The sequence below is a fragment of the Paenibacillus sp. JNUCC 35 genome, assembly GCF_058269095.1.
In genome coordinates this window covers 716,390-732,244 of the sequence record NZ_CM177771.1, presented here as the reverse complement: position 1 = coordinate 732,244, position 15,855 = coordinate 716,390, and the positions used below count along the sequence as shown (strand labels likewise).

Sequence of the window (15,855 nt, the reverse complement as noted above, 5' to 3'; positions counted from 1 at the left end):
GGATTTTTAAGAGTACCCATGCCCAAGCCACATGAATACCCTATTTTATACTTCTGTGAAGGGAATGAGGAAACTCCATGTATGACGCCAGAAATAGGTTTCCATATCCATACTACGTTAACGCACCTGTGTATAACTATGTCAGACAGCCTGTGTACCGGGCTATTCCACATGAATTAGAGAATGCAGGCCGATTGGGTCATCGGCCATCTCCGAACATAAACGGCAAAATCGAGTTGAAAGATTACGGAAAAACACCGTTTGTCGTGAATATTAGCGAGGCTGCAAAGCAAAACAATACTTATCGCACGGCCATATGGACAGGAGATCATTTACAAGTCACGGTGATGAGTATCAACCCCGGAGAAGACATCGGTTTAGAAGTTCACCCCACAACTGACCAATTCTTGCGTATTGAACAGGGTCAAGGTCTCGTTCAAATGGGCGATACTAAAGATCATTTAAATGTTCAAAAAAGAGTTTATGATGAATACGCGATCATGGTACCCGCCGGTAAATGGCACAATGTAACCAATACGGGCCATACACCGCTTAAGCTTTATTCTATTTATGCGCCGCCTGAGCATCCGTTCGGTACGATTCATAGAACGAAAGCAGACGCATTGGCTGCCGAATAAAAACCATATACTCACAGACATCCTCCATTAAGGCAGCAGGCTCCGTAACCGACCATTCTTTGAGGACAAAAATAAAATCGGGCAGACTCCGGCCTTAAAAGCCGCAGTCTGCCCGATTTGTTTGATTGATCTTCTAACGGCGAAGCCCGATGGTCACGATCTCATGAGGCGCGACAGACACGCGGATAGCGCCGTTCTCCGCAGGAATCGCCTCCCCTGCTTCCTCCATGATACTGCTCTTGTAGAAGCCGCTGTGAGGCAGCGAGGCACGTACAGGCAGCTCTGCCTGCTGCGGACTCATGTTGAACCAGCGGAGCAGAATGTCTCCCGACTCCTCGTTCATTTTGAGCGAGGAGAAGGACAGCTCCCGGCTCTCCCATTGGACAGGCGCGTAGACAGGCTTAACGGCGCCTGTATGCACGCCGGTCTGGCTGAGAGTCCATGGGATCTGGAACTGGTACGCCTGCGCATAAGCGCCGGAGGCGATGCCGTCTCCGCTGTGCGGGATAAGCATCAGGCGGACTGTGTGTTCGCCCAGGCACTGCGCTTCCGGTGTCGGGAACAGTCCCCAGTCGCCGAGCTCTCCGACGGCACGGAGCAGCGTTACGGCGATGGTGTTGCGCCCGTCGCGCAGCACTTCGTACTCGCTCAGGCCAAGGTTGGCGACCGTCAGACCGGCCTGGGCCTCGCTCACATCGACAAACGCCTGCTGATGCTGCGTGTTGCTCGGGTTTTCCCACTCGGCCGCAGGCTCGTTGTCCCGGCGGGCGATTTCGAAGACGGAGTCGGCCGCATGCGAGCTGGCCTGAAGGTCCGTCGGGAACAGCGCGCGGATGCGGTGATCCTTCGCCTGATTGTTGAAGGAGACGGACAGCTCCACGCCCTTGCCTCCGCGGTCCAGGCTGACGATGGTGCGGATGACCATCGGCACGGTTTCGGCGGAACGCTGGGCTTTGCGGTGCGGGAAATAGACGATTTCCCGCTGCTCCCGGTCCAGCGTCTCGTCGGCGGACACGGGAATCTCCCACTCGTGGACGATTTCCACGGAAGCGCGGAAAGCCGTGTCTTCCAGCACGCGAACCTGCGCGGGAAGACCTTTCGTGGTCAGCGCGGTTTCGCCTTCCGGCTGCTTGTACATGTACTCGTTGCCGATGTCTCCGGTGTTCTCGTACACGCCGAGATCGCGGTACGTCCGTCCGTTTGCCTTGTCGGTCAGCACAAACGATCCGTCCTGCGCGATCTCGACTTTGAGGCTCTCGTTCTCCAGCACGCGTTCGCCTGCGAACAGGGAAGCAGGCGCGGACGACGCCTTATCGCTGCGCACCCACGCGTAGGTCTGGAGTCCGAGCGCCGGAACGTTCCGCGCTTCGAACGTCAGTTTCACCTTGCGGCACGAATACGGCTGGCGGAACTGGTCGTCCGGCAGGTCGTAGCTGAACAGGAGTCCAAGGTCCTCCACCGTGCATGGAATGACCTTGCCTTCCGCGTCGACAAGCACGCGGCCCGACAGGTCCACGTTCTTCATGCGGCTTGCCGTTTCTTCCAGGGAATAGCCTTCCCGGAAGTACAGACGCGCCGCATCAAGCTCGATGGACACGGTGCCGGTGCGTTCCCAGCCTGTCGTGTTGAACACGACGACCGGAAGAGCATCCTCGCCGAATCCCGTGAACACGCTCGTGTCGATCGCTTCGGCGATGGCACGCTTGCTGTCGTCCACGATGGATTCCGCCACGTGGCGGCTCTTCTCGAACCGCGTCACCATTTCGCGGTGCACTTCGTCCACGCTGCAGCCGCAGATGCTGTCGTGCGGGTGGTTCTGCATCAGCGTTTTCCAGGCATACGTAAACAGATGATGCGGGTACTGCTCTCCGAGCAGATGCGCGAAAGAAGCGAGCGGCTCGGCTACTTTTTCAAGCAGCGCCTGGCCTTCCTGGTTCATCTGCTTCAAGTAGACGCGGGCCGACGCCGTGTTGACGAGCGTAGACCAGCCGTCCGTACGCTGGCTGCGCAGCTCGCCCTTGACGGAGGACAGCTCGCGCTCCACGCTGTCGCCCAGCGCCTCCAGATAAGCCGCGAAGTTCGAATGGACGAACTCCGTGTCCGGGTACAGCTTCCGCGCCGTTTCGATCGCTTCGGGCAGGTCGAGCTGGATCGGCTGATGGTCGCAGCCGTTCATGAACAACAGCTCGCCCGTGGACGCGTACTTCTCGGCGTCCGCAAGCTTGCGGGCCCAGTACGCCTTCGCTTCCTCTTCTCCGGCCGGCACTTCGTTGCCGTTGGAGTACCAGTTCGCGAACAGGACGCCAAGCACCTTGGAGCCGTCCGTTCCTTCCCAGATCAGCTCCGAGAACGACGATTCGTATCCGGAATCCGATACGGTGTTGTTAAAGCCGGTCGGCTTCACGCCGCGTCCGAAGAACGCGTTGCGGATGCCCGCCTGCTGCAAAATCTGGGGCGCCTGCCCGTAAATGCCGAACGTATCCGGGAAATAGCCGATTTTGGACACCGGGCCGTACCGTTTGGCATCTTGATGCCCGATTTGCATGTTGCGGACGTTCGCCTCGCTGCTCGTCAGAAAAGCATCTTGCAGGATATACCAGGGACCGATAAAAATACGTCCTTCGCGGATGTATTTCTCCAGACGCTCTTTCTGCTCCGGGCGAACCTGCAAATAGTCTTCGAGAATGATGGTCTGGCCGTCGAGATAAAAGCTTTTGTACTCGGGTCCCGCATCCAATTTATCCAGCAGCGTATCGACCAGCTTGACTAGCCGGACGTGGTGCTTTTCGTAAGGCAGGTACCACTCGCGGTCCCAATGCGTATGGGAAATGATGTGCGCCGTTCTTTTTTTGCTCATGATCTTTCGCCTCCTGGCCTTTCTTTGTCGTGGTGCCGTTTGTTTGCAGATCTTCTATTTGAAAAAAGGGCCGGAGAGCTCCGCATCCGAGCGGCGTGTTCTCCAGCATGATTGGGTTGTTATTTAAAACGCCGACTCCGCTGCCGGTTCAAGGATAACGCAGGTACGCGCCATGAATGTGCGGATGCGGTTGACCACGGTCATGTGACCACAGCTTCGCGCGGTGCGGATGCGGCATGAGGATGACTTCCCCTATAAGGCTGCGGACATCCGGACCTCATGCGCCCTGAGCAGGGGCTTGAAGAGCCTGCCTGTACCCGTTCGCAGACCTTTTGCCGCATGGCTGCAAACCTGGCTGCGCATCAGTTTGCGCAACGGACAGCACCCGCCTGTCGGCATACCTGCGGACGTACCCGAACACGTACCCTTACGCTCCCTGTCGTCTTACTCGCTGCCTACGCGGATTTGAACCTCATCCGGCCGGTAAACAGCGAGAAGCTTGCCTGCCGAATCGGCGGCGAACAAGACGGACCGCTCTTTCTCCAGCAGGAAGGAGTAGACCGCGCCGGTCTCCGTGTCCTTCACTTCTACGGGGGCGTCCCAAGCGAATTCGGAAACGAATACGAAGAGCGAGCCTTCCTTGAAGCTGATTTTGCGGCCGTACACGCCCGGCAGATTACCCCCGCGGCGCCATTCCAGACCGCTCTCGCAGCCCGCCGCCTCAAGAGCGTACCGGTAGAGTTCGGCGACGGCTTCGGTTCTCTCGTTAAGCTCGACAGGCAGCGGGCTCCAGATCAGGCGGCCCTTGCCGAGCGGTATATCCACAACAGCGTCGCCTTGCGGGCTGTCAGCTTCTTGTCCCGTTACACCGGTTCCGGTTGGGGCTCCCGCGCCGATGCCGCCTCCTTGTCCGGAGTCGTTCAGGCGGATTTCCTTGACGGTTTCCGCAATGCGTCTCTGTCCGAATGAAACCGGCTGGATGGAGCCGCCGATGCTCAGCATTTCTTCCCGGCGTACGTTGGCGAGCTTGCCGCTGCCAAGCACATCGTCCAGGCGGGCCGTCTCTCTCCAGTACGCGTCGATGCCCAGCGGACCTGTCGCAAGGAGCACGGCACCCGTACGTTTTACAAACTCCACGAGCTCCGCCATCGCTTGATCGTCCACGTTATGGGCGCTCGGCAGCAGGATCAGCTTGACCGGCCCCTGCTCCAGCGCATCCAGGTGATACTCCGAAGCCGCCCGGAAAGGCTGGTTAAGCTGGTAAGCCAGCACACGCGTCAGCCGGGTAGTGGCATCGAACGCCAGCTTCCGGTTCGAAAAATCGTTCGAATACGGGAAAACGGCGACGATATCTTCCAGTTTCCGTTCCCGGAACAAATCGCGGATACCGGCCATAAACGTTCCGAAGTCATAGGAAACGTCCGCTTCCGGCTTCTCCGTGCCGTCTGCCCGGAGAGCCCCGATATGCGATTCGTTGGCATTATCCATATAGAAGTTCGTGTTCCAGATCCAGTGGACCGCCCCTGCGCCGCCTGTCGCGAACGCGTAGGCATACTTGCGCTCCAGCAGGTTCCGCAGCTCCGTCTCGGTCCGTTTCGCCCGGCCGTCAGGCGTTTCCACGTACATGATGCCGGTTTCCTGGACGAGATTCGGCTTATGTGCCGTTTTGGCGAAAATGCCGTCCCAGAGAAGCTGATCGTTCAGCCACCAGGAATGCACGGTCGTATAGTCGACGGCTTCTTCGTAGAAGAACGGAGACGGTCTCTGGGCTCCGAGCGCTTCGTCCTGCCCGACCGTCACGAGATGATCCGGGCACTGCTCTTTGATCGTCTCGTAGAGCTCCTTGGCCCAGCGGTTGTGCATGTCCATGGAGAACAGGCAGTAGTCCAGCCAGCGTGTCCCTTTCTTGCCGCGATGCATATCCTGCACGTCGAAGTTAATTTCCTCGGCTTCCGGTACGGCAGCCGCCGCAAAATCCGGAAGCTGCTCCGGGGACATGTTCCACCGCTCCTGGAGCGCTTCGATAGAGCCGTGCCGCTCGCGGAGCCACTCGATAAAGGCCGCTTTCTCAAAAGGATCGCGGCAGGAGCGCGGGCCGTCGGAGAAGATTTTTTCCGGCTCGAACATGGACGGCTCGTTGATCAGATCCCAATCCACGTTCTTCGTATTCCGGTGGCGCGAGACGATGGAGCGGATAAACCGCTTCTGCGCTTCCACGCTCTGCGGATCGAGGTAAGGATTGACCCCTTCCCACGTTTCCGGCGTGAAGGAGAAAAACGTAAACGTGACCTGCAAGCCGTGCTTCTTGGCCGTCATCAGGAACGCGTCGATCGACCGGAGCACATCTTCCGACACATGGCCGTCCACCTGCATAATATTGCGGTAAGCGGTCCAGATGCCTGTGCGGATCCAATTGATGCCCGCGCGGGCCATCTGGGCCATATCGCGGTCCCATACCGCCGCGTTAGGCAGGAACAGGAACTTGCGGGCCACGTCGGAAGTCATGTAGGTCATGCCGACAACCGGGAGCGGCCTGCCGTCTTGGATGAAGTAGTCGCGGTCCCGGCCGATCGGCTGGCCTTCCGCCAGCATCTTGGCGTCCAGGCCCCAAAACCCTTGGCGCAGGATGCGGATCTCGCCGCGCGCCGATTCGGCTCGGCATTCCACCCGGTACAGCCCGCTTCGCATGTCGAGCGGGACCGGGATACGGACGAGGCCGAATTCGCCGGTTACCTCCTGCTGCAGCTCACACGTCCATCGATCGGAGGTGCTCTCGTGCTCCACGGTGATGGAGAACATCCAGTTCTCCGTCCGTTTCGCACGACTGTCCGCACATGCGCGTGTCATCCGCTGGGTCTGCAGGGTAAGCTGCGGACGCTCGCCTGCTTCGTAGGACGCGTAATTCGGCTTCAGCCACAGCTCGGTCACGCCGGCCGCGCAGAATTCCGTCCACTGCTTGAGCGCCGCGGCGCCGCCCTGCTCCCAGAACTGCGCGCGGAGCGGCTGGTTCACGAACAGCCAGCGCGAGCCTTCGAACTTACCGCGCGAGTTTTCCCAGAGCACGACGGGGGCCGACACTTCACGGCCTTCCGCGGTAATCCCTTTGAGCAGCGGATAAATCTGCGTGCTCATCGGTCCGGCGGAGCCCATCTGGTGCGGGAGATCGCTTGTTTTGGTCACGTGCGGCACGAGATTCCACGTGTCCGTCACGCTAAACAGCGATTCTTGCCCCGCCAGCAGCGGGACCGTGTCCGAAGCGGACAGTTCCGCCGCGGAAGAAGCGTCCACGCGAAGCGCCTCGTGGATGTGCAGCTCCTGGTGGTAGGCCGTCTGCTCGGCTTCCACGTGCCATTCGCCGCCCTCGCGGCGCACCGGATGCTTGAACGGCGCGCCGCCGACGGAGATCAGGCTTCCGCCTCTCGACAGGAAGCCGAGAATGGCCGGCCACGCCGCCTTCGGGAAATACGGCGCGTGCAGGTTCACGAAGCAGCCGCCGGCCGCTTCGTTCAGGGCTTCGGCCAAGCCGTCTGCGCTGACGAAGTTCCCGATACCCGCCAGGGTATCGGTCTGGAGCGCGGCGCCGGCAGCGTCCGTTAAGCCCGCGGCGGAGTCCGGCTGCCGAACCTCTTCCTTCATGACCGGCACGGTCTGCCGGCCTGTTTTCACGTTTGCTTGTTCTGCGGTGCTTATCGGAAACGACGGATCATAGAAAAGAACGACCGGCTGATTCACGCTCATAGCAGTCCGTCCTTCATCGCCCGGTAAACGAGTTGGGAGAACAGGCTGTTCGACCACGCGAACCAGGTTCTGGTGAACGTGTTCGGATCGTCGGCATGGAAGCCCTCGTGCATAAAGCCCGTATCCGCGTCGGTCGCTTCCAGCATCGCGATCATCCCCAGCTTCTCCTCCGTCGTCGTGGCGGTCAGTCCCTGCATGGACAAAGCCATATGCCAGATATAGCCTGGCGGCGTGTGCGGGCTTCCGATTCCTTTTGCCGCAGTCCCTTCGTAATAGAACGGATTTTCTTTGCTGAGGGCGAAGCGTCTCGTGTTCTGGTAGATAGGATCGTCCGCATTCACATACCCGAGGTACGGAATGGACATGAGTCCCGGCGTACCCGCATCGTCCATCAGGCAGTAGTTGCCGAAGCCGTCCGTCTCGTACGCGTAAATCGGTCCGAATTCAGGGTGGCGGTAAATGCCGTAAAGCTGAATCCCGTGGTCGATATCGGCTTCAAGGTCTTTCAGCTCTTTGAGGAACTCCATATCGCGGAAAACCCATTCGGCGAATTCCTGCATATGGCGGAGCGCCACCACGGCGAACATATTGGCCGGAATGTTGTAATGGAAGTCGCAGGCGTCGTCGCTGGAACGGAATCCGGACCAGACCATGCCCGTGTAATTGACCGGCATCCCCAGGCCGCTGTTGCGGAGCGAATCGGTCGGAATGCCGTTGTCGCGCGTGAATCGATAAGGAGACTGTTCGAAATGGCGCTGCTCGGTTTTGAACAGCTCGACGATTTTGCGCATCGCGCCTTTAAAGCCCGTATCGAAAATGTCCGTCCGTTCGGTTTCCTTCCAGTACGCGTAGGCCAGACGCATCGAGAAGCAGAGCGAATCAAGCTCGAATTTGCGTTCCCACACCCACGGGGACATGTCCGTAATGTCGGTGGTGTTCCAGTGCCAGTCGTTGGCGGATTCGTTGAACGCGTTCGCGTACGGGTCGATGTGGATGTAAGCGATATGGCGCTTGATCAGGCCGCCGATAATACGCTGCAGATCCTTGTCTTCTTTGGCAAAAGGCACATATTGGATCACCTGCTCGACCGAATCCCGCAGCCAGGAGGCCGGGATGTCTCCGGTAATGACGAAGGTGGTGCCGTCATCCAGCAGTTTCGTCGTCGTTTCCAGCGTGTTCGGGAAACAGTTCTTGAACAGCTGAAGAAGCTTCGGGCGGTGCGCCAGCTTCACTTCGGCTTCCTTCAATACTTCCTGAATGGCCTGCGGGAGCTCCAGCTTAGGCATCGGAATTTTGGGCAGTCTGAATTGTTCCATGGCTTCGGTTCCTCCAATAATTTCCCAGTTTGTCTGCTAGTTTACTCGATTTATCACGTTTCTTATATGTGTAGGTTTTGACCCGGTATGTCGCTTCTGCTCTCATGCTGCGAAAAGCGGCATCCGGCGCGGTCGTTCCGCTCTCCATGCAGGAGCGGCCCCGCAGGTTGCAGGGCCGTTATGCACTGCGCTCGGCCTATTCTTTTACAGCGCCGATCGTCAGGCCTTGAATGAAGTAACGCTGGAAGAACGGATACGCGAGAATGATCGGTCCGGTCGCCAGGACGACCATCGCCATCCGGGACGTATCCTGCGGCAGCGACTGCAGCACGCCCATCCCGAGCGACGGGTTGTTCGTGTTCTGCAGCAGAAACTGCATGCTGTTCTCGATCCGCATCAGCATCGATTGGAGCGGAACCAGCTTCGGATCGTCGATGTACAGAAGCGCGTTGAACCAGTCGTTCCAGTAGCCCAGCGTACTGAACAGGCCGATCGTCGCCATACCGGGCAGAGCCAGCGGCATGACGAGCTTGTAGAAGATCTGGAATTCGCCCGCGCCGTCGATTTTACCGGATTCGACAATCGCGTCCGGCACCGAGGTGCTGAAGAACGTCCGCATAATCATGATATAGAAGGCGTTCCCCGCCAAGGGCAGAATGAGCGCCCAGAGCGAATCTTTCATGCCGAGCAGTTGGGTTACGACGATATACGTCGGTACCATACCGCCGTTGAACAGCATCGTGAAGAATGCGAAAAATCCGAAGAAATTGCGGTATTTGAACGTTTTACGCGAAATGGCATAAGCGAACAGCGCCGTCATGATGACAGAGATAACGGTCCCGACAATCGTGACGAGAATCGTGACGCCGTACGAGCGGAGAAGCTGATCGCCCGCTTTGAACAAATAGCGGTAAGCCTCCAAGCTCCATTTTTCCGGGATAAGCTGATAGCCGTTGGCGGCCAGTGTCGTTTCATCCGTGAAGGAGATGATCGTAACAAATAGGAACGGAAAGACGCAGGCAAAAGCGAACAAGGCTGCAATCAGGTTAAAGACAACGTTCCAGACGGTCGGGAGCTGATGAAAATCACGGCTTTTTTTTCTCGTTTGGGCTTGCACAGCCAATTCCCCCTTTCACATGCTGATCTCTTAGAACAAGGCATTCTCTTTGTTGAATTTGCGTACGATGTAGTTCGAGGTAATGACGAGAATAAATCCGACCAGGGACTGGTACAGACCTGCGGCGGTGCTCATGCCGATTTCACCGGTCGTTTTGAGGCCGCGGTATACATACGTGTCGATAACGTTCGTCACGGAGTAGAGCGTGCCCGAATCTCTCGGAACCTGATAGAAGAGACCGAAGTCGGCATAGAAAATGCGGCCGATCGCCAGCAGCGTCAGAATCGTCATCAGCGGCTTCAGCATCGGGATCGTAATGTGGATGATCTGCTGCCATTTGCTTGCGCCGTCGATCATGGCTGCTTCGTACAGGGATTTGTCGATCCCCATAATGGCGGCCAGGTAAACGACGCTGTTGTAGCCGACGGACTTCCACAGGAACACCAGGATGATGATCAGCGGCCAGTATGTCGGGTTGTTGTACCACTGGGTAGGATCTACGCCGAACATGGCGCCGACTTTATTCACGAGACCTTTGTCGAAGCTGAGGAAGCTGAATACGAAATAGCCGACGATGACCCAGGACAGAAAGTACGGGAGAAACATGCCGGTCTGATATATTTTGGCGAGCCGTTTATTGACGATTTCGGATAGAACGATAGCCAGCAGGACCGCAAGGACCAGGCCGACGATAATAAATACGGAGTTATACAGCAAAGTATTGCGCGTAATGATGTAAGCGTCGTTCGTACTGAACAGGAACTTGAAGTTTTGCAGGCCGACCCACTTGCTTTCGACTATACTGGCCCAGAAGCCGTCCCGGCTGTACCGGTATTGTTTGAACGCAACGACCATACCTGCCATCGGCAGATAGGAGAAGAACAGGAACCAGATTGTGCCTGGCAGTACCATGAGAAGGAGTGCTTTGTTTTTGTTGATGTCTTTGAAGAAATTCGTAATCCTTGTCACACCCTATCACCCCTTTTGAGAAATAATTCGAAGCCGGTAACGCTTGTGAGCATAAAAAATCAGGCGAATGCGGGAAACATTCGCCTAATCCGATTCTGATTCTCTTACTTCTTGGAAGCTTTCCACTCGTCGATTTGACGCTGAGCTTCCGCCATAATTTTATCCAGGCCCGCAGCTTTCATTTTCTCGTTAGCTTGCGGCAGGTATTGATTCGGATCTACCGTACCGGTCATCAGTGAAGTCCAGAAAGCTTCCTTCACGTTCTGTACGGCGGCGATTTCAGTTGTCACTTTCGAAGTGTCGAAGTTAAAGCCGAGCAGCGGAGCCGGTTTGCCCGCATCGTTAAACTTCTTGAACTCGTCCCACTTGTTGGCAGGGTCTTCTTTGTTCAGGTACGTGATAATAACGCTGCCGAGCGAGAAGGTCGGCATGTCGTAGTTCTTCGCATCCGGAAGGTTTTCCATCACGTTGTCGCCGACTTTCTTGTAGTGCACGCCTTCGATACCGGAATCAACCATGTTGCGGAGCTTCGGATCGGTATTCAGCAGGTTCAGGAATTCCATCGCTTTCTCCGGATACTTGGAGTTGGCGGAGATCGCCTGCATGGAGCCCATTACGGACCAGTTGAAGATAGTGGACGGACCGGCCGGAGTCGATACAACCGGATAGCCGTAGCTTGCGGACCATTGGTTGTCGGCGAAAGGCTGGTTGGTCGCTTTGTCCGCGAACCATTTGCCCGTTGCTTGAACGTCGCTCAGCGAGTTCAGTGTAGCCGCTTCAGTCGGGATGTAGCCGGCTTTATAGTACTTGTTCATCGTTTGAAGCGCCTGTTTCATTTCAGGTGTATCAAAAACGTTAACGACTTTCAGATCCGTGCTGTCGAGCTTGACGGCCATCGGCATTTTTTCGATGACGTAGTCGTAAGGAACGTACAGACCGAAGTTTTTGTCCGCCGCCAGCGGGAATACGTTCGGTTCTTTTTCCTTGATCGTTTTGAGCAGCGGCTCCAGGCTTTCCAGCGTGTTCACGTTGGTGATATCCAGGTTGTACTTGTCGAGCAGCTGCTTGTTGAAGCGCCATACTTCCTGTGCCGGAAGCTCTTTGTTAGCCGGAATCCCGTAGTTGTGTCCGTCTACTTTGGAGCCTTCGAGGAACGCCGGGTCGAGAGCGTCTTTAATGCCTTTGCCTTGTTTATTCAAGAGGTCGTCGATCGCCAGGAATGCGCCTTTTCTTGCATTCTGGACATAATCAAATGCCCACGAAGAGGTAAACATGATATCGATCGGTTCACCGGAAGCGGCCATAACTTGCATCTTCTGCGAGTAGTCGCCGAAATCGATTTGTCTCATTTTGACGGTAACGCCGATTTTCTCTTTCGTGTACTTGCTGACTTCTTCCATGACGCGGTCCGTGTCTTTCTGCGGAGTCCCGATCGTGTACCAGATCAGTTCTACCGGCTTATCGGACGTTCCCTCGCCTTGTTTGCTGTCTTTGCCGCCGCAGGCGCTGAGCACCAGAGTAAACGTAAGCAGCATGGCAAGTACGACAGCCAGACTTTTCTTGCTTCTGTTCATGTGTGTATCCTCCCCTTTAATAAATCCGCCATCTCTGCACGAACAGGGCAGACGGCTTTTCTACGCGATCTTCTGCTCTATTCATTGTGCGGAACCGGGAAATGCCCTATGCATGGGGCTTTAGGCCGCTGTCCGCTTGCTTCGAGGACTATCTTTACTGTACGTGATGAAAGCAGTTTCAAATAGAAGAGAAATTAAAGTTATCGTGTCTAAAATAAAGAAAAGAGACCGCCCGCGGCCATCCGCTAGAGCAGTCCCTTGAAATCGGTAGGTGATATTCCCACATATTTCTTGAATTGTTTGTAAAAGTAACCCGTTTCCCAGTAGCCCACATTCCGGGCGATTTCGTGTACTTTCAGATGCGTCGTTTTCAGCTGTTCCTTCGCCTTCTCGATCCGGTATTTGTTGATGTATTCCGTAAAGGTTTCGCCGGTCTCCCTGTGGAACAACTGGCCCAGATAGACGGGATGGATATTGTACAGCGCGCCCAGCGCTTTCAGCGAGAGCTCTTCGGCATACGATTCGTGGATGTAATTGAGCACCTGCTGGACAACCGGGCTCTTGATATCCCGGACCAGCGAATCGACCGTAAGCCCCGCCACGTCCTGGACGGCCTTGATCAGCTCGCGCAGGGTGCCCGCCTGCCGCACTTTCTCGAAACCTTCCTTGTACAGCTCGGTTTCCTCCACGTGCTTGATCTCTTTCAGCGCCATTTTGAAAAGAATAATGACTTCCATGGCGATATCCTGAATGTCCCCGGGGGTGACCCCCTCCAGCGTCTGCATCTCCTCGAAATCCTCTTCGATGCGCAGGAGCAGCTTCTCCCGGTCTTTGGCCATGATCAGCTTCGTATATTCGCTCCAGTCAATCGGAAACTTCGCTTTCCCCGCATCTTTGCCCGAAGGCAGGTCGCTGTAGTCGATGAGGCCGTGCTCCGGGTAGAGCAGGAAATATTCCTGCGCCTTCTTCGCGTGCCGGTAGCCGAGCGGCGCCTGATCGGGGAGCGGCTGCACGCTTCCGATGGAGGTGCGGATGGGCTGGTACGTCGTGAGCCGGTCCAGCAGTTCTTCAATTGTGCTAATCATCTCGCGCTTGCCTTCTTCGGGATCGTCCATCACGAAAAGGATCACGAGGTCTCCGTCCACATCCCGGAACGGGATGATCGACTCGTTGTATTTCATCTGCCGCGAAATCAGCTCGAACACCTGGACGAAGTTCTCTTCGAGCCGCATAACCGCGGCAGCCATATACGGCTTGTCCATCTCGATGCCGAGCAGATCGGCCCGCTCCCTGTACTCGCCGGACGCAATCTGCCCCGTCAGCCAGCGGTGCATCATGTTATCCTTCAAAATCTGCACGCCGTATTCGTTGAACAAGCGTTCGGATTTTGTAGCGTTCAGTTTCTCCACCGTATTGTCCAGCGTCGCTTTCAGCTCGTCCAGATTAATCGGCTTCAGCAAATAATTCTCGATGCCGAGCCGGATGCATTCTTTCAGATACACAAAATCGTTAAATCCGCTGAGGACCACCACCTTCAGGTCGGGATGAAACTCCCGCGCCCCGCGGATCAGATCGAGCCCGTTCATAACCGGCATCGAAATGTCCGTGATCAGAAGATCCACCGGCGTCTTCTTCAACGCCTCCAGCGCCTCCCGGCCGTTCTCGGCCTGGCCCACAATTTCGAGCCCGAACGAGGACCAGTCTATGATGTCGTAAAGCCCTTCGATAATGAACGGCTCGTCATCCACCAGAAATACTCTATACATGGGCCGCCTCCTGTCCCTCTGCGCCGGGATAACGGACGATTACCGTCGTACCTTGTCCCGGCTCGCTGTGAAGTTCAATCCCGTATTCGCTCCCGTACTGCAGCTTCAGCCTTTCGTGAACGCTCCTCAGACCGAACGATTCGCCTTCCGTTTCCTCCCGGTCCAGCTTCTCCGTGATCTCGGCCAGCTTCTCTTCCGTCATGCCGTTGCCGTTATCCTGCACCCGGACCCGGACGAATCCGTCCTCTTCGCCGATCGTAATCGTCAGGCGGTTATCCTTGCGGTCGCTGCGGATTCCGTGAACGACGTAGTTCTCGATGATCGGCTGCAGGGACATTTTCAAAATCTGAACGTGCGCCAAGTCCCGCTCCCACACGATTTCGTACGAAAAACGGTCCTTGTACCGGATACGGAAAAGCTCCAGATACATCCGGCACGCCTCGACTTCGTCCTTCATGGTATAGATCGTCTTCTGCTGCACGAAGCTTTTGAACAGCACGGACAAGCTGTAGATCATCTCGCCCACATCGCTCGCCCCTTGCGAGAGCGCCCTCATCCGGATCACTTCCAGCGTGTTATAGAGGAAGTGCGGATTAATCCGGGCCTGAAGCGCGGTCAGCTCGGTATGCTTCTGCTTGATCTCCGCCTTGTACACGCGGTCGATGTAGTTGTTCAGCTCGTCCAGCATATCGTTAAAGCTTTTGGAAATCTGCCCGAGCTCATCCTCGCGCGTATCGCGGATCCGGGCTTTCAGGTCTCCGCGCTTCACCCGCCGCGTGAATTGGATGATCCGGTTCGTCCGCTTCGCGAAGTTCATAATGAACAGCGACGGAATGAGGATCGCGAACAGAATAGCAATCGCGCTGACGAGCAGGATCGTATTGCGCAGGCCCCGGTAGGAGGCCGCGATCTCTTCCTTGGGCGCGGCCCCCATGACGATAAAGCCGCCCCGGCTCTGCGTCAGCTTCGTCAAATACATGCCGTTTTGCAGCGTGCCCGTATCGTACAAGCTGTTGATCCTGTCGGTGTAGGGGAACTTCTTCCCGTAGTATTGCCCGGAAGAATCGAACATCACATCCCCGTCGGGGGTCATGACGAAGATTGTCCCTTTTAAATCCTGCTTGTAGCTTTCGAGAGCCCGGACTATCCCGTCCGAATTGAAATAAAGAAGCAGCTGCCCGATATTTTTGAGCGAATATTTATCGTTAACCGGTACGCGGATGGAATACAGCCTGGGGTCCCACTGGTTCAGCGTCTTGCGCATCCAGACGTTCGGCGGGGCAATCGTGCGGGTCTCCTGCGCCATAATGTCCGGAATGTAGGAACGCGAAGCGTTCGTGGAAATCAGCTTGCTCAGCCGATTGGAATTGTACGTGTAGAGATACTGCTCCTCCGCGCTGTAGAGCATGAGATTCTGGATATCCGGGTCCGCGTCCAGCTTGTTCTGCAAATATTTCAGGACATCCGTCGAGAAATTCGTATCTTTATAGAACTGATCCAGCCGGTGTTCGGCATATTCCTGATACGGATGCTGGAGAAAATACGACATGTTGGCCGACAGGGCGTCGTTCTGGTAAATGTCCGTGAGCAGCGACTGCACCCACTCGAATTTGCCGTTAACGTACGAGCTGACGCCTTCCATCGCCTTTTTCTGATTGGCCAGCTCCCGCTGCACGATGGATTGGGACATGAAAGAAAACATCAAATACGAAAGCGTAATGATGGTCAGAATCGTGATCAGGGAAAACATCAGGATCATTTTCAGAAACAAGTTGTTTTTCAAATAGTTGCGATAGATTCTCCTGACACCCATGCGGTCTGCCCTCCCTGAACGTTATCCGTCTCGATTATAGCACGCCGCCGCCCTTACAACCTAACCG

Annotated in this window: 9 protein-coding genes; 1 reads left to right on the top strand and 8 read right to left on the bottom strand. The window is 56.2% G+C overall.

Going from position 1 to position 15,855, the window contains the following annotated elements:
* Positions 1–77 precede the first annotated feature (77 nt).
* On the top strand, positions 78–638 hold the full coding sequence (locus tag AC2TF6_RS03330) for a cupin domain-containing protein (protein ID WP_491309893.1): 561 nt from the start codon (positions 78–80) through the stop codon (positions 636–638).
* Between the two features lie 133 nt (positions 639–771).
* Here AC2TF6_RS03330 and AC2TF6_RS03325 read toward each other — a convergent pair whose 3' ends face one another.
* From AC2TF6_RS03325 to AC2TF6_RS03290, 8 genes are all read right to left on the bottom strand, one after another.
* Entirely contained in the window at positions 772–3,495 is a 2,724-nt protein-coding gene (locus tag AC2TF6_RS03325; protein WP_491309892.1) for an alpha-mannosidase, read from the bottom strand.
* Between the two features lie 444 nt (positions 3,496–3,939).
* On the bottom strand, positions 3,940–7,233 hold the full coding sequence (locus tag AC2TF6_RS03320) for a beta-galactosidase (protein ID WP_491309891.1): 3,294 nt from the start codon (positions 7,231–7,233) through the stop codon (positions 3,940–3,942).
* Positions 7,230–8,549, bottom strand: coding sequence for a glycoside hydrolase family 125 protein (locus AC2TF6_RS03315; RefSeq protein WP_491309890.1), 1,320 nt, complete (start codon positions 8,547–8,549; stop codon positions 7,230–7,232). The genes AC2TF6_RS03320 and AC2TF6_RS03315 overlap by 4 nt, the downstream gene beginning before the upstream one ends.
* 196 nt (positions 8,550–8,745) lie before the next feature.
* Entirely contained in the window at positions 8,746–9,666 is a 921-nt protein-coding gene (locus tag AC2TF6_RS03310) for a carbohydrate ABC transporter permease (protein ID WP_009673528.1), read from the bottom strand.
* A 30-nt stretch (positions 9,667–9,696) separates the two neighbouring features.
* Positions 9,697–10,578 carry an ABC transporter permease gene (locus AC2TF6_RS03305; RefSeq protein WP_170318649.1) on the bottom strand — a complete coding sequence of 294 codons (882 nt, stop codon included), beginning with the start codon at positions 10,576–10,578 and terminating at the stop codon, positions 9,697–9,699.
* A 161-nt stretch (positions 10,579–10,739) separates the two neighbouring features.
* Positions 10,740–12,209, bottom strand: a complete 1,470-nt coding sequence (locus tag AC2TF6_RS03300) for an ABC transporter substrate-binding protein (protein ID WP_218231216.1) — start codon at positions 12,207–12,209, stop codon at positions 10,740–10,742.
* Positions 12,210–12,454: 245 nt separating this feature from the next.
* Entirely contained in the window at positions 12,455–13,975 is a 1,521-nt protein-coding gene (locus AC2TF6_RS03295) for a response regulator (protein WP_491309889.1), read from the bottom strand.
* Positions 13,968–15,788, bottom strand: coding sequence for a sensor histidine kinase (locus AC2TF6_RS03290; RefSeq protein WP_491309888.1), 1,821 nt, complete (start codon positions 15,786–15,788; stop codon positions 13,968–13,970). The genes AC2TF6_RS03295 and AC2TF6_RS03290 overlap by 8 nt, the downstream gene beginning before the upstream one ends.
* Positions 15,789–15,855: the final 67 nt, after the last annotated feature.